The following is a 16,647-nucleotide window of genomic DNA, read 5'->3' as shown; positions in this document are numbered from 1 at the left end:
CGGGGTGAAGGGGCGGTCTCGCCCGACCGGCCCGCGCCCCGAGGACCGGGCCGACTTCGAGGCCGTACTGCGGCAGGCGTTGGACACCCCGGACATCCGGGACGCCCTGCGCGCCGACGCCGGCGGTCTGGCCGTACGGCGGCTGCGGTTCCGGGTGGCGGCGGACGCGGACACCATCCTGGCGGCGGCGGACCGCGAGTACGGCGCGTATCGCGCCGCGCTCGCGTCCGCCGTCGGGGCCGCGCACACCGGCGGGGAGCGGGACGTGCCGGTGGCCGAGGACGACGGGGGACGGGCGTCGCGCCGGGCCACCGACGCCGAGTTGCTGCCGCTCGTGGCGGTGCTCACGCCGTCCCTGGCCGCGTCCTCCGCCGCCGCCGTGTTCGTGCTCGGCCTTCTCCTCCGACTGGCCGGTGTGCGGGGCACGTTGCCCGGTTCGCTGATCGCCGCCGGCTGGACGCTCACCTTCTTCGCGGCCGTGAGCGCCCTGCCGGCGTTCGCCGCGCTGCTCCGTACGGCGCTGCGCGGACACGGCGGGCCGGAGCGTCCCGGCGGACCGGAACAGGCCCGACTCGTGTGGCGGCAGGCGCTGTTGCAGCGGGGCATGCTCCCCCATCTGCGCCGCTGCCTCCACGAGGACCCGTCCCTCAGCGGACCGAGTCCCCGGAACCGTCCCGCTTGACCACGCACAGGGCCCAGATGATGAAGGCCGAGAAGGCGATCATCACGATGGACCAGACGGGGTAGTACGGCAGGGACAGGAAGTTGGCGATGATGATCAGGCCGGCGATGGCGACGCCGGCCACCCGCGCCCACAGCGACGCCTGGAACAGCCCCAGGCTGACGAGGACGGCCACGGCTCCGAGGATGAGATGGACCCAGCCCCAGCCGGTGAGGTCGAACTGGAAGACGTAGTCGCGGGTGCTGACGAAGACCTCGTCCTCGGCGATCGCCATGATGCCCCGGCAGACGGCGAGGATGCCCGCGATCATGAGCATGATGGCCGCGAAGACCGTCAGCCCCTCGGCGACGGGATGCGCGTGCTTGGTCGAACGCACATGCCCGCTGTGTGTGGCTGTCATACCGCTACCTCGATTCGGTGTGGTGCGTTCCGTGGCCGCTGAGGACGAGTTCCTTGGCGCGGCGGAACTCGTCGTCGGAGATGTCGCCGCGCGAGCGGATCTCGGACAGCTTGGCGAGTTCGTCGACGCTGCTGGGCTGTCCGCCGCCGCCCTTGGCCGTCTGCCGGATGTAGTCGTCGAACTGGGCCTGCTGGGCCCGTGCCTGCGCCACCTCGCGGCGGCCCATGTTCTTGCCTCGGGCGATCACGTAGACGAACACGCCCAGGAACGGCAGCAGGATCGTGAAGACCAGCCAGCCCGCCTTGGCCCAGCCGCTCATGTCGTCGTCGCGGAAGATGTCGACCACGACCCGGAAGAGCAGCACGAACCACATGATCCACAGGAACAGCAAGAGCATCGACCAGAAGACGCTCAGCAGCGGGTAGTCGTACGCGAGGTACGTCTGACCACTCATGTCTCTCCTCCGTTCCGGACGTTCGCCCGGCAGGCGTCCTGCCGTCCTCGGCGCGCCCATGGCGCCGTGACCGGCGCCGTTCCCAGCCTGCGCACGGCCAGGTGCCGGTGCCTCACCCCGGGCGGGTGAGACCGGACCCCTCCTCCGGGGCGGGTTCCGCCGCGGCGGCGGTCACGGCCACGAGCGCGAGGACGACGACGACCAGGACGGCGACGAGGGCGACCACACCGACCGTGGGGTGGTTCCACAGGATGAGCGCCAGGGCGCCCGCCCCGAGGACGATGCCGTTGGTCCACCGGGGGTGCGCCGCCGGCAGGCGGCCGGCCCGTCCGGTGGACAACCCGGCGCTCCGCAGCGCCCGCCCGGCCGCCGTGGTGCCGCGCCGGGCCAGGCGCCGCACCCAGCGGGCCGCCCGACCGGGGCCGTACAGATAGGCGGCGAGGGCCGTGGCCAGGAAGACGACGAGGAGGGTGCGGGTGCTGTCGCGCAGGAAGCGCAGGAAGGTGTCGAAGATCGCCCCGGCGGCGTCCGGCGGCAGTGTCGCGGCCGGTACGGCGTCCAGGTAGACGCGGCGGACGACGGCCAGCGCGACGAGCAACAGGGCCATCATCACGCTGATGCCGAGGGACGTGATGAGCAGCATCACCCGGTGCCCCGGCGCGGTCCACACGGCGAGGGCGGCGAGCACGAGGGTGATCACGGGCAGCCAGACGCCGAGGATGTTCAGGAGCCGCATGGCGTCCTGGGCCTTGCCCAGTTCGTCGGTGTGGAACACGGTGACCGTCCGGTCGGTGTCGGGAATGGCGGCGGCCTTGTCGAAGCCCGCGTCGACGAGGCGTTCCCGTACCTCGTCGACGACGGTGCCGAGGTCGAGCTGAATGGTGTCGCCGGTGGCGCGCAGGGCGCCCTCCCGCTCACCGGTGAGCATGTGCACCACCGCGGCGTGCGCCCGTTCGTTCGCGCCCTCCCAGGTCTGCCGGAACACCTCGCTGGTGACGACCCGGGTGACGGTACGGTCCACCACCGTCCGGACCACGGAGCGCAGCGGGCCGTCGAGGGCCCCCGCGCCCGCCACGACGGCCGGCGGAGCACCGTTGTCCGCGAGCACCTTGGTGAGGGCGTCCGTCACCGCCTTGACGTCCACGTTCTTGACGACCTCGTCGGTCAGCCGGTTGATCACGACCTGCTGGACGGCCGGGTCGGAGGCCAGCGGGGCCACCGTCTCGACGTACCGGTCGGTGTCGGCGACCGTCTCCTGCACCCAGGCAGCGACGACCGCGAGGGGCGCGAGCAGCAGCGTCACCACCAGCAGAACTGCGGCCCCCGCCTTACGCAGCCGCCGATGCCGCACCCCCGCGTGCCGCCGCAACCGCTCGTACTCAGCCCGCTCCTCAGCGCTGAGCGCATGCGACGCGGCTGCCGCCGGGCCCTGGTCGCTTGCTCGACCGGCGCCGGGGTGGGGTGGGGGTGAGGTGGGGTCCGGCGGGCCTGAGCGGGGGTGGGCCGGTCCCGGGCCGGGTTCGGGCGGGCCCGCGTCGGGGTTCGGCGGGCCTGATACGGGTTCGGACGGGCCCGAGTCGGGGCTGCGTGGACCCGCGCCGGAGTACGGCAGGCCCTCATCGGAGTCCGGCGAGCCCTCGTCGGAGTCCTGCGGGCCCGATACGGGTTCGGGCGGGCCCGATGCGGGTTCGGGCGGGCCCGGTACGGGTTCGGGCGGGCCCGCGTCGGCGTTCGGCAGGCCCTCATCGGAGTCCGGCGAGCCCTCGTCGGAGTCCTGCGGGCCCTCGTCGGAGTCCTGCGGGCCCGATACGGGTTCAGCCGGGCCCGCGCCGACGTTCGGCAGGCCCTCATCGGAGTCCGGCGAGCCCTCGTCGGAGTCCTGCGGGCCCGATACGGGTTCGGACGGGCCCGAGTCAGGGGTGCGTGGACCCGCGTCGGAGTTCGGCCGGCCCTCGTCGGAGTCAGGCGGGCCCGAGCCCGCGTCGGGCGGTACGGGGTCCTTGTCCGTGGCCATGGCTCCTCCTTGGGCGGACGGGGCTCAGCGGGAGCCGGTGGTCGGCTCCCTGGAACCCGTGAGGCCCGCCCGGTGCAGGGCGGCGCGCCAGGCGAGGGCCACCGCCGCCTCGCCGAGGCCGAGCAGGACGAGCCACAGGCCGAGCAGCCGGGTGAGCGCCGTGGCCGACTCGGTGGGCAGGGCCAGCACCACGATCCCCGCGACGATCCCGAGCACCGCGGCGCCCAGCACGAAGCCGCGGTGGGGCAGGTCCTTGGCGGCCAGGGCGGTGTGGAGGGTGAGGATGCCGGTCGCCAGCCAGACGATCCCGACGATCAGCGACAGCGCGGCGATCGTCTGCAGCGGGTTCCGCAGACAGAGCACACCCGCCAGCACGTACAGCAGCGCGAGGAGCAGCCCGGACAGCCGCTCCCCCGGTTCCTGTCGGGCGAACACGTCGACGAACCGGAAGGCACCCATCGCGAGCAGATACAGACCGATGAGCACCGCGAGGACATGCAGGGTCCCGTCCGGCCAGACCAGGACGATGACACCCGGCACCAACGTGGCCACGGCCGAGCCGAGCATCCACGTCCAGGACCGCCCCACCCGCGCCAACGCCTCCGCCGGATCGCCCAGGGCTCCGGACGCCACCCCACGCGAGATGGCACCCGTCCCACCGCGCCCGGCGTCCGTGGCACCGGATCCGGCGTCCGTGGCGCCGGATGCGTCGTCGGGACCGGTACGTGATCGCGGGCCGCCGGACTCGGTCATGGCTCCTCCTCACACGGCTGGGCGGACCGCTTCCGCACCGCACCACCGGCGTGCGGCGGTGTGCCGGTAGGACGGCGTGCGGTCACCTCACGCCGCCAGCGTCCCGCCGCCCCTCGCCCGGCGGATCACCCCCGGCGGGTGATCCGGCGCGCGCCCGGCCCGCGGTGAGGTGGGGGTACGCCCGGCCGGCGGTCGAGGCGGTTGAGGAGGTAGGTGTCATGACCGTAGCGAGCGCATCGACGGTGTCGCTGTCCGTGTCCGAGAGGGCGGCCCACGGCCGCGACGCGCGCAAACGCGCCTCGCGGTCCTGCCACGGCTGGTTCGAGGCGGGCGCGGACGCCGGCCGCACCGACCCGATCGAGGTGATCGAGCGGCAGTCGGCCACCCGGCTCCAGGACCTGGTCCCGATCCGCTACGGCCGCATGCTCGAATCCCCGTTCCGCTTCTACCGCGGCGCGGCGGCGATCATGGCCTCCGACCTCGGCCCGCTCCCCAGCACCGGCCTGACCGTACAACTCTGCGGCGACGCCCACCTGCTCAACTTCCGCCTGCTGGCCTCGCCCGAACGCCATCTCGTCTTCGACATCAACGACTTCGACGAGACCCTGGCCGGCCCGTTCGAATGGGATGTGAAACGGCTCGCGGCCAGCTTCGTCATCGCGGCCCGCGCCAACGGCTTCTCGACCGCCGAACAGAACGACGCCGCCCGGACCTGCGTGAAGGCGTACCGGCGGCGGATGCGCGAGTTCTCCGGCATGCCCACCCTGGACATCTGGTACGCACAGGACGACGTCGACCGACTGCGGGAGCTGATGGCCTCCTCGATGGACAAGGAGAGCCGGCGCCGTACCGCCCAGGCGACCGCGAAGGCCCGTACGCGCACCCATCTCCAGGCCTTCGAGAAACTCACCCGGGTCACGGCCGAGGGCCGGCTGATCGCCCCCGACCCGCCCCTGATCACCCCGCTCCGCGACCTGCTGGCGGACCCCTCCGCCGAGGGCCAGGAGAAGGAGCTCCACAACGTCCTGGAGCAGTACGTACGCACCCTGTCGTCCGAGCGCCGGCACCTGCTGCGCCACTACCACATCGCCGACATGGCCCGGAAGGTGGTCGGCGTCGGCAGCGTCGGAACCCGCTGCTGGATCATCCTCCTGCTGGGCCGTGACGACACCGACCCCCTGCTCCTCCAGGCCAAGGAGGCGCAGGAGTCCGTCCTCTCCGCCCAACTCGGCGGCGACCGCTGGGACAACCAGGGCCGCCGGGTGGTGTCGGGGCAGCGGCTGATCCAGACCACCAGTGACATCTTCCTGGGCTACACCCATGTCGTCGGGCTGGACGGCCGTGAACGCGACTTCTACGTACGGCAGTTGCGCGACTGGAAGGGCATCGCCCGGCCGGAGACCATGGAACCCGCCCTGCTGCGGCTCTTCGCGCGGCTGTGCGGTGCCAGCCTGGCGCGGGCCCACGCCCGTTCCGGCGACCCCGTCGCCATCGCCGCCTACCTCGGCGGCAGCGACCGTTTCGACCGCGCGCTCACCGAGTTCGCCCAGGCCTACGCCGACCGCAACAAACGTGACTTCGAGGCGCTGGGCGTGGCGGCGCACACGGGCAGGGTCCGGGCCGAGAGCCTCTGAGCGACGCTCCGATCAGCCACTCCGGTCACTCCGGTCATGCCGTCACTCCGGCAGCTGGCGCATCTCCAGTACGCGTAGGCCCAGGGACTGGCAGCGGGCCAGCAGCCCGTACAGATGCGCCTCGTCGATCACCTGCCCGAACAGGACCGTGTGGCCGGACATCAGCACATGGTCCAGCTCGGGGAAGGCACCGGTGAGCGTCTTCGACAGCTGTCCTTCGACGCGGATCTCGTAGCGCATGAGCGGTGTTCCCCCATGGCCGGGTACGGACGGGCGGGTTGTCTGCGATCCCTCTCTGGGATGGTCCGCCCCGGAGCACCGGCCGGGCCTCACCCCGGGAAGGTGAGTCAGAGGGCCGGCGAGGCAGTGGGTCAGTGGGTGGTCAGTGGGTCAGATAGAGCTTGAAGCCGATGATCAGGAGGCCGAGCAGCAGGTTCACCGAGGCGGTGACGGCGACCAGTCCCCAGGGGGCGTCGGCCCGGCGGGCGGCGGCCACCGACCAGCCCACCTGACCCGCCACGGCCACCGAGAGCGCCAGCCAGAGGGCGCCCGGCAGATCGAGGCCGAGGAGGGGGCTCACCGCGACGGCGACGGCCGGCGGGACGGCCGCGTTGACGATCGGCCACTCCTCGCGGCACACCTCCAGCACGACCCGGCGGTCCAGCCCCCGCTGCGCGAGCCGGGCCCCGAAGAGCTGGGCGTGCACATGCGCGATCCAGAACACCAGGCCGGTGAGCAGCAGCAGGAGGACGAGTTCCAGACGGGGAGAGGATCCGAGGGTCCCCACGCCGATGATCACGGAGGAGGCGAGCATGGACCCGTAGACCCCACCGGTGTAGTCGGCGCGGGCGCGACGCGCGCCGGCACCGCGCTCGGCGGGTGCCGTGGCAGGCCCGCTCCTGGACATCATCTCCTCGGCCTCCTCGTGCGTCAGTGCCGCGAGCGGGGTGCCCCGGCCGGGGTGGCCGGGCCGCCGGGCGCGTCGGCCGAGCCGGGCGGCCCGGGCTGGGGAGGGCCCGTTCCGGGTCCGTCCGCCGAGGTACCGGCCCTGTCGGCCCGTCCGCTCGGCAGCCGTGGGGTGACCAGGAAGGCGGCGAGGGTGATGCCGCCGGTGGCGAGGATCGCCGCCTTGAGGCCGTCCAGCTGGGCCGAGGCGTAGGAGTCGGCGAGCGCGTCGGCCTCGGACGGGGGCAGCCCGGCGCGTTCGGCCGCCGTACGCACCTGATCGGTGGGGACGAAGCTGATCCCGGCCTGGAGCGCGACACTCGTCTGCTGCCTGGCCTCCTGGGACAGCCTCGGGTCGTCCTCGACCTGCGAGGTGAAGGCATGGGCGAGGGAGCCGATGAGCAGCGAGCCGATGAGCGCGGTGCCGAGGGCGGAGCCGAGGTTCTGGGCCGTGAACTGCAGCCCGCCGACCTCACTGCGTTCCTCCTCGCCCACGCTGGACTGCACGACGTTGCCCAGTTGTGAGGCGAGCAGCCCCATGCCCACGCCGAGCAGGCCCATGGCGAGGGCGAACTGGGTGTCGTCGATGACGGGGTCGATGGTGGCCAGCAGCCACACGATGGCCGCGGCCAGGGTCGCCAGGGCCAGCCGCACCACCCGGCGCGGTCCCGCCAGCCGGCCGAGCCGGGAGGCGACCAGCGAGGCGGCGAGCATGGTGACGGAGACCGGGAGCAGCCGCAGTCCGGTCTCGAAGGCGTCGAAGCCCTGGACGACCTGCAGATAGAGCGGAATGGTGAAGAACAGCCCGAGCAGGATGAGGTTCTGGCAGAGCAGCGCCGACAGGCCCGAGCGCAGGGCGGGCCGGTGCAGCAGGGGCAGGTGGACGAGGGGGTCGGTGCCGTGGGCGGCCCGCCGGTGCTCCCAGTGCGCGAAGCAGGCGAGGACGAGTGCTCCGGCGCCGATGACGAAGAGGGTCGGGGCGAAGCCCATGACGGTGAAGGGCGGATTGCGGGGCTGCACCCAGCCCCAGGTGCCGCTCTGCAGGACACCGAGCACACCCAGCCCGAGACCTACGGCCGACAGCGCGGCGCCGACGCCGTCCATGGTGGGCCGGGGCCCGGCCCGGGGAGTCTCGCTGATCACCCGGCGGAAGCAGAGCACGGCGAGGACCACGACCACCTCGCCGATGAAGACCAGCCGCCAGGTGAGATACGTGGTCACCCAGCCGCCCAGCAGCGGGCCGACCGCGATCCCGGCCCCCGCCAGTCCGCCGATGACGCCGTAGGCGACGGCCCGGTCCCGGCCCCGGTAGGACTCGGCGACGAGGGCGGCCATGGCCGGCAGCACCATCGCGGCGCCGAGGCCCTCGATGACCGACCAGCCCAGCGCGAGCACCCACAGGGTGGGCGCCGCGGCGGTCAGGGCCGAGCCGATGCCGTACACCACGAGACCGAGGAAGAAGAGCCGACGGCGCCCGAAGATGTCGCCCACCCTCCCCCCGATGATCATGAAGGCGGCCATGACCAGCGCGTACAGCGTGATGACGGCCTGGATGGCGGTGACCTCGGTGTCGAAGTCCTCCACCAGCTGGCTGATCGAGACATTCATGACGGACGTATCCAAAACCATCAGGAACTGGGCCGTCCCGAGAACGATCAGAGCCCGCCAGTGCTTCACGACGCCCACCTCACCGAGTACGCCCGCAACACCACCGCCGCCGCCCTACCGGCGACCGTTCTGCACTCTCCATCGCAGCTCAGAAGCCCTGTCGGCGCCTCACCCGCCACGGGCGAGGCAACCACTTCTCACCCCGCGACCACGGTCCGCCGGAGCCGCGAGCCGGTCGCGGCAGCGGCATCTCACGCGCCCTGCGCACCGCCTCGCATACGACCGCGATCGGGCCTGGGGAGAATCTGGGGAGAATCAATCGGTCGTCGGACTCCCCAGCCATCCATCGATGACGGCGCGTCCCTTCCTGCCTGCTTCCGGGATGAAGTGGGCGTAGTAACGGAGGGTCACTGTCGGCGATGAGTGCCCGAGACAGCGGGCCACGGTCACCACGGACTCCCCCGCCTCCAACATCATCGAGGCGAAGGTGTGCCGCAGTACGTGGAAGCCGTCTCTCGGCGCCGCCTGCCACTGCCATGGCTTCGCTCCCGGAGGGCGCGGCGGGATGACTCCGGCCGCGGCCAGCGCAGGCTTCCAGGTGTTGGTGTTCCACCCGACCACCGCGATGGCGTTGCCGAATTGCGTGGTGAGCACCAGGGAGTACTTCCTGCGCCGCCCCTCCGGCTTTTCCCACGGCAGCTCCACCTCAAGGGAAGGAAACGTTTCTGCATGCCGCTTCAGCTCGTCGGCAACCGAGGAGGGCATGTCGACAATTCGGGTCTTCCCTCCCTTCGGGAGCGTGAAGTACAGCCGACCCTTGTGCGACTGCACTTGGCGGCGGACGTGAACCACGCCTTTCGCGTAGTCGATGTCCTCCGGGCTCAGCCCGAAGACCTCGCCCTGACGGAGCCCGCAGCCCAGGCCGAGCACGACGGCTATCCGGTATCGCGGGCTGATGGCGTCGCGGACGCGCAACGCCGTGTCCAACGGCCAAGCATCGCGACGCTCCTGTGTCGGTTTGGGCCAGCGCACGGACTTCGCGTGCATGGGGTTCGCGGTGAGCCGCTTGTCATCGACAGCCGCCTCCAGAATGGAGGACAACTCAGACAGAATGCCTCGCTGGTAATCGACGGAGAGGGCAGTGGCACCCAACTGGGCTATGTACGCACGCAGATCCGTCGCCGTGATGTGCCTGAGCGGAAGCCGGCCCAGATACGGAACGATGTGAAGACGCGCTCTGCGCTCCAGGTTGTCCTGAGTCTTCGGCACACCCACGATGCCCGGCGCCCAGTGTTGATCGATGTAGTCGGCCAGCGTGATGGATCCGTCGCGCGGATCCACGAACTCGCCCCGTTCCTCGTCCGTGGCTGTCCGGCGAAGCCATGCCTTGGCGTCCTCCAGGACAGCAAAGGAGCGGTTTCGGACGCCGGGTATGTTGGCGACCCTGTATCGCTTCCCCTTGCCGTAGCGGGTGGTCCGCTCCCTTTTCCCGGTGACCGGGTCCTTCGTCTTCTTGAGCCAGCGGTCTTCTATGTAGCCTGCCAGAACTATTCCTTTGAGAGGGATGCAAGCGCGGCTCAACGACCTACGGCTCGACAGGTGCCTTGAGACGGCCGGACCGATACTGCGGAGTTGCGTTCAGAGGGTTGAGCTCGGGATTCGACCTGGAGTCCGCCTGCTCCTGTTCGCGGATCCAGGAGTCGAGGGCTTCCAGCCGGTACATGACGCGGCCTCGGAGACCCATGCGGAAGCTCGGCGGTCCCTGCCGCCGATGCCGCCAGACGTAGAGGGTGTGAGGCGACAGGCCGAGATAATCCGCTGCATCCTTCACAGTCAGGAAGGCTCCACGGATGGCACCTCCGTGGGCGGGATTGGCGACAGGGGAATTCAACTGTTCTGCGGGCATGCCAAGTTCTCTGTGAGCTACGGGCAGGACCAGCGCTTGGGGGGGCAATCCACGCCTCCCACCACTCGGCGCTGTTGACGGTGTAGAAGCAGCAAGCAAGGGGAACTCACGTCAGCACGACGTAGGTTTCACCGCCTACTGCGTTCGCGACGGCTCAATCACCTGACGCAGCCGCCGGGAACACTCTTGATGGTCCTCACGATCAGCGGTTTGGCTAACCGGCGATCGTCGTATATGTTCCGCCCGCGATGGACATCAACCTGCACAACGTGAACTGGTCCCCGACTCATACTCCGATTCAGTGGAGAGGCCAGTCCGACCTTCATGACCTGGTTTTCTCCCGGTCGTTGTACGTTGACATGCTCCCGGAGAAGGTTCCAGTCCGTTAGGGTTCTTTCTTGTCTGCGCTGAGCTGAAGTCACGGATCCTCTCGGACGAGATCCTGTCCACCCAAATCGCGCGGACCAGCTGCTACAAGGCTGGCCTCGAACGCTGTTTCCAGAAAAGGGATACCTTCACAGCCGTGCCATCGAATGACGCCCCTCTCCTCAACTCCCCGCCCTGCCAAGGCGGCACTGATGAGGTCACGCGCGAACGCCTGGGGGCTCAGGCTGGCCTCCTCCGCCCGATCGAGCAGAGTCGCGAACTCCGTGGGCTCCAGATCGATACGCAGCTTGGACGCCCGTACGAGTCCGAGGGATTCGGGTGTGCAGGACTGACCGAGATGTTCACCCAACAACTCCGCGAGCAGCTCCGGGATGGGGGCACGGGGCCGTTCACCACGACGGATCCACCGCCCGACGCGGGTGTGGTCGACAGCGATGTCGTGCTGATGGGGACCGGTGACCTGGTCGGCCAGGGCCCGCTGCTGCGGGCGATGCTGGCGGAACCGGGTCTCCGGGCCTCCTAGGCCTCGCCGAGGCTGGGGTTCGGCTGGAGCAGCGCGTCGGCGAGCTGTTCCAGCCGGACCCCGCGGGAGGCCTTGACCAGGACGACGTCGCCGGGCCGGAGGATCGAGTGCAGCAACCGTAGGGCCGCCTCCTGGTCGGGCAGATGGATGGCCGGGGCGCCGGCAGCGCTCGCGGCCGTCTGGATCCACCCCGCCTCCTCCTCTCCCACGACGATGACCTGGTCCAGGACGAGAGCTGCGGCGTGCCGTCCGATGTCCTCGTGTGCGGTGCGGGCGGCGTCGCCGAGTTCGTTCATCTGGCCGAGGACGGCGATGGCTCGCTGGTCGTGGCCGCGGGCCATCGTGGCGAGCGCGGTCAGGGAGGAGCGCATCGAGTGGGGGTTGGCGTTGTAGGCGTCGTTGACGATGGTGACGCCGTCGGGCCGGGTGTGGGTCTCCATCCGCCACCGGGACTGCCCGGTGGCGGACGACAGCAGTGCGGCGACCTCCTCGACGTCGAGGCCCGCTTCGCGGCCGACGGCTGCCGCGGCCAGGCTGTTGTGGATCTGCACCTCGCCGACCAGCCCGAGCTGGACGTGGGCAGTGCCTTCGGGGGTGTGCAAGGTGTAGCCGGGCTGGCCGAGGTCGTTGACGGTCACCCCGGTGGCGCGGGTGACGGCCTGCGCGTCGAGGCCGTAGGTGATCACGCGTGCGTTGGTGCGCTCGGCCATGGCGCGGACGCGCGGGTCGTCGGCGTTGAGGACGGCGAGGCCGTCGTCCGGGAGTGCCTCGATGAGTTCGCCCTTGGCCAGGGCGATGTTGTCCCGGCCGCCGAACTCGCCGACGTGCGCGGTGCCGACGTTGGTGACGACGCTGATGTCGGGCGGGGCGATGTCGGTGAGGCTGCGGATGTGGCCGATGCCGCGGGCGCCCATCTCCAGGACGAGGAACTTCGTGGCGGCATCGGCAAGGGTGATCGTCAGCGGCAGTCCGATCTCGTTGTTGAAGGACTGCGGGGTGGCGACGACACTGCCGGCGGCGGCAGGACCTGAGCGATGAAGTCCTTCGTGCTGGTCTTCCCGGCAGAGCCGGTGATCGCCACGACCGTCGCCCGGTCGAGGGCGCCGTGGACGAGGTGACGTCCCAACCGTCCGAACGCAGCCAGTACGTCGTCCTCGACGAGGATCGCGGGGGCGCCGACCGGACGGGTGACCAGGGCCGCGACGGCTCCCTTGTTGACGGCGGCCTCGGCGTACGCGTGGCCGTCGGCGTGCTCCCCGGCCAGGGCTATGAAAAGGGAACCGGGGACGGCGTCGCGGGAGTCGAAGACCGCGGGCGCGGTGACGAGGACGTCGGTAAGGCGGCCGCCGACGACGTCGGCGATCGCCGACAAGGACATGGGGTGCACGTTTTTCTCCCTGGTCAGGTGGATGAAGGGGAAGCTACCGGCCGGGTTTCGGTGGTCGGGGCAGACTGGCCACGTCCCGTGCGGCGCAGGTCGAGGCTGATGCCCCGGCGGCCGAAGAAGTCGGCGAACCGGTCGGCAGGAAGGCTGGCCTGTCGTGTCTCCGGGGTGTGGCCGCTGGGGTTGTGGTAGTGGATCCGCCCGTTGTCGTGGCCGATCGCCAGCACGAGGTGTCCGCCGCGTCGTTCCGGGTCGATCCCGGGCCGGCGGATCTCTTTGGACACCGACGCCATCACCATCCGTCCCTCGTCCAGCAGTGCGACGAGCCCGGCCGGGTTGAGGGTGCCGTGCACAGTGGCGCCCAGTTGGTGGGTGTCCTCGACGTACCGGGCGAACGGGGCGTAGATCAACCCCTTGATCTCGTTGTCCCGCTGAACATAGGCGCCGTAGCACCGGGCTCCGGACAGGAGCGTGAACAGGCTCGGCGCGTCATCGAAGCGGTGCAGCAGGGCCATACGCAGGCAGGCCATGCCGCAGATGTGGCGGCACCACCGGCCGTACACCTCTTGGGAAGGGGCGCCGGACAGCGGCCAGTTGGGGTCGTCAGCCGGGTCGTGGCCCTCGTAGGCGATGCGGGTGATCAGGTGGGCGGAGGCGTACTGGGTCACGGCCGGGACCGGGGCGTGGACCGAAGGCCGGTCCTGTGTGTCGTCGTCAGCGCAGCACGGACGCGGCCGCATCGCTGTTGCCTCCCGTTCGTAAGTTGAAGATGTTCGCCTGGATACCGTTGCCGTACGCCGTTGTGAGGATGAGCAGCAACTTCTTCGTCCCCAATCGGGCTCCGGCCCGCCCCAGGGCAGTGCAACCTCGGCAGCGGGATCGGCCAGGTAGTAGGAGGCGAACGCCGACGCAACCAAAGGAGGCGTGTCGAATACGCGGGTCTTGCCGCCCATCGGGGGGTGCAGTGCAAGCGAACGTTCAGGAGTTACACATCCCGACGGATACTGAGCGGCCTCTGATCCACAGCCCAGAGCCATGACCTGCAACTTCAAGATGCACGCTGCAATGCGGTGACGCGGAGCGACGGCGTGGCTGCCATACTCCGATGGCGTCACACGTCAACGGTCAATGAAGTTGGCATTCCCACGGCTCGATATCCGGCTCCCCCAGAGGCAGCTCCCCGGTGCAGTAGCGGTAGAGCCAAGCTGCGGCCCTGCTCTCCGCGTGCTTCTCGTTGACCGGTTCTCCCTGCTCATCCAGTTCGAGGACGTTGGCGAAGATCGCGACGCAGATCTCCATCTGGGAGGGCGACTCGCGCAACTCCTCCCAGTAGTCGACCCCTTCCAGCATCGGGTGGCCCACCGACCCCCGGGCGAGCCATCCAGCGAAGCATCGAAGGGCTCCGGAAGCACCATGGCTGAGATGCGAAGGCATGCGAAGAATCCAGCCCCACCCTTCCCAGATCGATCGTCGACATCCCACCGCAGGAAGCAACGGACTCTCCGGAGGTGGCGGCGATCGTTCGGGACACCCCTTACATGATCCCTTTCCAATGCCAAGGAGACGCTCCTGCCCTGCCGCGTAGGCAGTCGACGCGGTACTGAGCCTCCGCCTGCCACTCGGGGCGCGTGGCCGCGTGCTGGGCGGCGTAGGTGGTCATGCGCAGTTCTCGGGTGCCGGCCAGGAGGTCATATCCCTCCCACTCGGTGACGTCGGTTCCGTAGATCTCGCAGAACTCCGCGTACTCGGCTGCGGTGACTGTGCCGGTGGTCGTCATCTTGACCGCGGTAGAGACGAGGTCCCACTCCGGTGGTCCGACGGAGACTCGCTCGAAGTCCATCAGTACGGGACCGGTCGTGGTGCGCAGGACGTTGCCGACCCACGCGTCGCCATGCACCACGCATTCGGGCAGACCTGGTGGTCTGTGCTGCCACATCTCGCGAAGTTCCGCATACCGATGGCGGAGCCACTCCCGGTCGCTCTCGGACAGGGATGTGGCCCCGTCAATCCGTTCAGCGATCCGTACGCAGGGGTCGAGCCGGTCGAGCGGGAAGTCCGGTTCGGGCAGAGCGTGGAGCATCTTGAGTAGTGTGACGACTTCCCTGACGGTGCCGATCTCGTGGTGGGGAACTTCGGCCCAGAACGTCACGGGACGGCCCATGGCTTCGACCGGCTGCTCGATCGGCAGCGCGCGGACCGCCGGCACCTCGTAGTCGGCCAGCCATCGGGCAACCCGGACCTCACGCACGGATGCCTTCCACTGGCCGACGCGCGCGATACGCACGATGACCGCTCCGGGAAGACGCCAGATCTCGTTCTCGGCGAGGCGAAGTGGCTCGGCGCCGCCCGGGTCGAAGCCACCGAGGAAACACGCTTCTTCCAACACGGAACGGTCGGGCGCGGCCGAGATCGTCATGCCTGCAAGGTAGTCGTGATACGGCGTCGAAGGTGCGCCGCCTCCTCCAGCCCCCGGTGCTCCGCCGCGAAGCGGCGGAGTTCCCTCAGATCGTCGGCCGCCCGGCGCGAGGTGAGTCGGCCAACGTCGTCGAGCGCCTGGTGCCCGATGGCGATCGCCTGCAACGGATCCCCCTTGACCATGACGAGGGACGCCAGCTTCGTACGGGAGATGCCACGCGAGCGAGCGTAGTCGTCACCGTGTCCGGCGACCGCCGAGGTGAACCGTGCGCCCGCCCGGCCCGGGTCCTGGTCGGCGTAGATGGCGAGATCCCACAGAGCGTGAGCCGTATCTCCGTGGTGCTGGGCCTCGTCGTAGTACGCCATCCACAGTGGATCCTCAGCCGGGTTCGAGTGGTCGAACGCGTCGTCGGCCGCGCCGACCGCGGCCATCGTCCCCTGTACATCGCGCATCTTTCCGAAAGCACGAGCACGGGCGCTGTGCAGCATGGCCCGGATGGTCGGCGTGAGCCGGTCGGAGCGGACCAGCCCCTTTTCCGCGTAGGTCAGACCGTCGTCCGGATCACCGAGCCAGATGGCCTGGCGAGCCAGGAAGGAGAACGTCTTGGCGCGGAGCCACCAGTCCCCAGCCTCCTCCGCACATTCGGACGCGATCTTGAAGGCGACCCGGGCCTCGTCGTGGGCGTAGGCATCGAAGTGCGTGGCACCAACGACAACACCCAACCGCGCGACGCTGCCGAGGAGTTCCGAGCGGAGACCTGAGGGGCAGTCAGTGGAGAGCAGTCGTACGGCCCACTCCAGGGAACGGCTGGCGAAGTCGCCGACCAAGCCGCCGCCGCCCTGGGCGTTGTCCCAGCGGTGGATGCCGTCGGCGACAAGGCGCAGTTGTTCAAGTTCTGTGGGGCGAATCCGCTTGGGCAGTTCCGGTGGCGCGGTGGGTGCCACCAGTCGAGCGAGGTCTATCGGAGTCACGGCGGCGAGACTGGTGTAGGCCAGGAAGGCACGTCGGTCCACTGGCGGAAGGCTCCCAGGTAGTGGGACAGAGCTGTCTCTGCCCAGGATGCGTCCTGTGTGCAACTGAACGGCCCCCTCATCGGGGCCGGAGCGGACATTATCCGCTTCACGCTTCCTTTTATCCGCATCGCCGAAGACCATGCCCCAGGCGCGAGTGAGCACACCGCCGGTCTCCAGAACGGCGTCCAGGCGCTCGGCAAGGTCGCGTCGGCACCGGTACTGCCCCTTCTCCATCTTGGTGATCACATCCGGGCTGACCTGCACCATCGGCCCTAGCTGAGCAGCCCGAAGACCGGTACGACGCTTGCGCCAGTAGCGCAGTTCCGCGCCGAACCAGTCCTGCGGCGAGGCGTCTGGATTCAGCTCTTTCTCTGGCTGCGGCATAAGCGTCCCTGGGTCGTGATGCGGATATCTCAGGTCTCCGCATCCGGATCTGCACGAGGGTCTCGCGACCTGACTGAATGGTGGCTGACAGGTTCCGCACCAGTACACACCGCAGTCGAACCTCGTGGCCGAGGTTCTCGCCAG

General features: G+C 69.8%; 16 protein-coding genes and 1 pseudogene. 3 read left to right on the top strand and 14 right to left on the bottom strand.

Going from position 1 to position 16,647, the window contains the following annotated elements; translation table 11 throughout:
- The first annotated feature begins 4 nt into the window (after nucleotides 1-4).
- Complete coding sequence (locus tag ACZ7MG_RS01665; protein WP_471386015.1) at nucleotides 5-682, top strand: hypothetical protein; 678 nt, start codon at nucleotides 5-7, stop codon at nucleotides 680-682.
- Here ACZ7MG_RS01665 and ACZ7MG_RS01660 read toward each other — a convergent pair.
- From ACZ7MG_RS01660 to ACZ7MG_RS01645, 4 genes are all read right to left on the bottom strand, one after another.
- The gene (locus ACZ7MG_RS01660) at nucleotides 648-1,082 is read right to left on the bottom strand and encodes a DUF7144 family membrane protein (RefSeq protein WP_471386017.1); all 435 of its coding nucleotides are present in this window, start codon (nucleotides 1,080-1,082) and stop codon (nucleotides 648-650) included. The two genes, ACZ7MG_RS01665 and ACZ7MG_RS01660, sit on opposite strands and share 35 nt — an antisense overlap.
- 4 nt (nucleotides 1,083-1,086) lie before the next feature.
- Entirely contained in the window at nucleotides 1,087-1,536 is a 450-nt protein-coding gene (locus tag ACZ7MG_RS01655; RefSeq protein ID WP_471386019.1) for an SHOCT domain-containing protein, read from the bottom strand.
- A gap of 112 nt (nucleotides 1,537-1,648) precedes the next feature.
- A complete protein-coding gene (locus ACZ7MG_RS01650; RefSeq protein WP_471946113.1) occupies nucleotides 1,649-2,905 on the bottom strand; it encodes a hypothetical protein in 1,257 nt (418 codons plus the stop codon).
- Between the two features lie 669 nt (nucleotides 2,906-3,574).
- Nucleotides 3,575-4,303, bottom strand: coding sequence for an HdeD family acid-resistance protein (locus ACZ7MG_RS01645; protein WP_471386022.1), 729 nt, complete (start codon nucleotides 4,301-4,303; stop codon nucleotides 3,575-3,577).
- A 218-nt stretch (nucleotides 4,304-4,521) separates the two neighbouring features.
- Here ACZ7MG_RS01645 and ACZ7MG_RS01640 point away from each other — a divergent pair, with 218 nt between their 5' ends.
- Nucleotides 4,522-5,937: a DUF2252 domain-containing protein gene (locus ACZ7MG_RS01640; RefSeq protein WP_471386024.1), complete on the top strand. Its 1,416-nt coding sequence runs from the start codon at nucleotides 4,522-4,524 to the stop codon at nucleotides 5,935-5,937.
- 42 nt (nucleotides 5,938-5,979) lie between these two features.
- On the opposite strand, the gene ACZ7MG_RS01635 is transcribed toward ACZ7MG_RS01640, so the two are convergent.
- The 5 genes from ACZ7MG_RS01635 to ACZ7MG_RS01615 all read right to left on the bottom strand — a co-directional run bounded on the left by ACZ7MG_RS01635 (nucleotide 5,980) and on the right by ACZ7MG_RS01615 (nucleotide 10,396).
- Complete coding sequence (locus ACZ7MG_RS01635; protein ID WP_471386026.1) at nucleotides 5,980-6,177, bottom strand: hypothetical protein; 198 nt, start codon at nucleotides 6,175-6,177, stop codon at nucleotides 5,980-5,982.
- Nucleotides 6,178-6,319: 142 nt separating this feature from the next.
- Nucleotides 6,320-6,844 (bottom strand): hypothetical protein, encoded by a 525-nt coding sequence (locus tag ACZ7MG_RS01630; RefSeq protein ID WP_471386471.1) that lies wholly within the window; start codon nucleotides 6,842-6,844, stop codon nucleotides 6,320-6,322.
- 23 nt (nucleotides 6,845-6,867) lie between these two features.
- Complete coding sequence (locus ACZ7MG_RS01625) at nucleotides 6,868-8,559, bottom strand: MFS transporter (protein ID WP_471386028.1); 1,692 nt, start codon at nucleotides 8,557-8,559, stop codon at nucleotides 6,868-6,870.
- A gap of 246 nt (nucleotides 8,560-8,805) precedes the next feature.
- Complete coding sequence (locus ACZ7MG_RS01620; protein ID WP_471386029.1) at nucleotides 8,806-9,831, bottom strand: tyrosine-type recombinase/integrase; 1,026 nt, start codon at nucleotides 9,829-9,831, stop codon at nucleotides 8,806-8,808.
- A gap of 244 nt (nucleotides 9,832-10,075) precedes the next feature.
- Nucleotides 10,076-10,396 (bottom strand): helix-turn-helix transcriptional regulator, encoded by a 321-nt coding sequence (locus ACZ7MG_RS01615; RefSeq protein ID WP_471386031.1) that lies wholly within the window; start codon nucleotides 10,394-10,396, stop codon nucleotides 10,076-10,078.
- A 724-nt stretch (nucleotides 10,397-11,120) separates the two neighbouring features.
- Between ACZ7MG_RS01615 and ACZ7MG_RS01610 the strand changes: the two genes are divergently transcribed.
- Nucleotides 11,121-11,306 (top strand): hypothetical protein, encoded by a 186-nt coding sequence (locus ACZ7MG_RS01610; protein WP_471386033.1) that lies wholly within the window; start codon nucleotides 11,121-11,123, stop codon nucleotides 11,304-11,306.
- Here the strand turns inward: ACZ7MG_RS01610 and ACZ7MG_RS01605 are convergent.
- From ACZ7MG_RS01605 to ACZ7MG_RS01585, 5 genes and pseudogenes are all read right to left on the bottom strand, one after another.
- Nucleotides 11,303-12,693 (bottom strand): annotated as a pseudogene (locus tag ACZ7MG_RS01605) (UDP-N-acetylmuramoyl-tripeptide--D-alanyl-D-alanine ligase). The gene ACZ7MG_RS01610 and the pseudogene ACZ7MG_RS01605 sit on opposite strands and share 4 nt — an antisense overlap.
- Nucleotides 12,694-12,707: 14 nt before the next feature.
- On the bottom strand, nucleotides 12,708-13,358 hold the full coding sequence (locus ACZ7MG_RS01600; RefSeq protein ID WP_471386035.1) for a peptidase: 651 nt from the start codon (nucleotides 13,356-13,358) through the stop codon (nucleotides 12,708-12,710).
- 457 nt (nucleotides 13,359-13,815) lie between these two features.
- Complete coding sequence (locus ACZ7MG_RS01595; RefSeq protein WP_471386036.1) at nucleotides 13,816-14,124, bottom strand: DUF7677 family protein; 309 nt, start codon at nucleotides 14,122-14,124, stop codon at nucleotides 13,816-13,818.
- A gap of 100 nt (nucleotides 14,125-14,224) precedes the next feature.
- Nucleotides 14,225-15,106: an aminoglycoside phosphotransferase family protein gene (locus ACZ7MG_RS01590; protein WP_471386038.1), complete on the bottom strand. Its 882-nt coding sequence runs from the start codon at nucleotides 15,104-15,106 to the stop codon at nucleotides 14,225-14,227.
- On the bottom strand, nucleotides 15,103-16,503 hold the full coding sequence (locus ACZ7MG_RS01585) for a helix-turn-helix domain-containing protein (RefSeq protein ID WP_471386040.1): 1,401 nt from the start codon (nucleotides 16,501-16,503) through the stop codon (nucleotides 15,103-15,105). Before ACZ7MG_RS01585 ends, ACZ7MG_RS01590 begins: the two co-directional genes overlap by 4 nt.
- Nucleotides 16,504-16,647: the final 144 nt, after the last annotated feature.

The sequence above is a fragment of the Streptomyces sp. NPDC107538 genome (assembly GCF_055657445.1).
The sequence above is the reverse complement of the archived record's forward strand: the minus strand, read 5'-3'. Positions and strand labels throughout refer to the sequence as shown.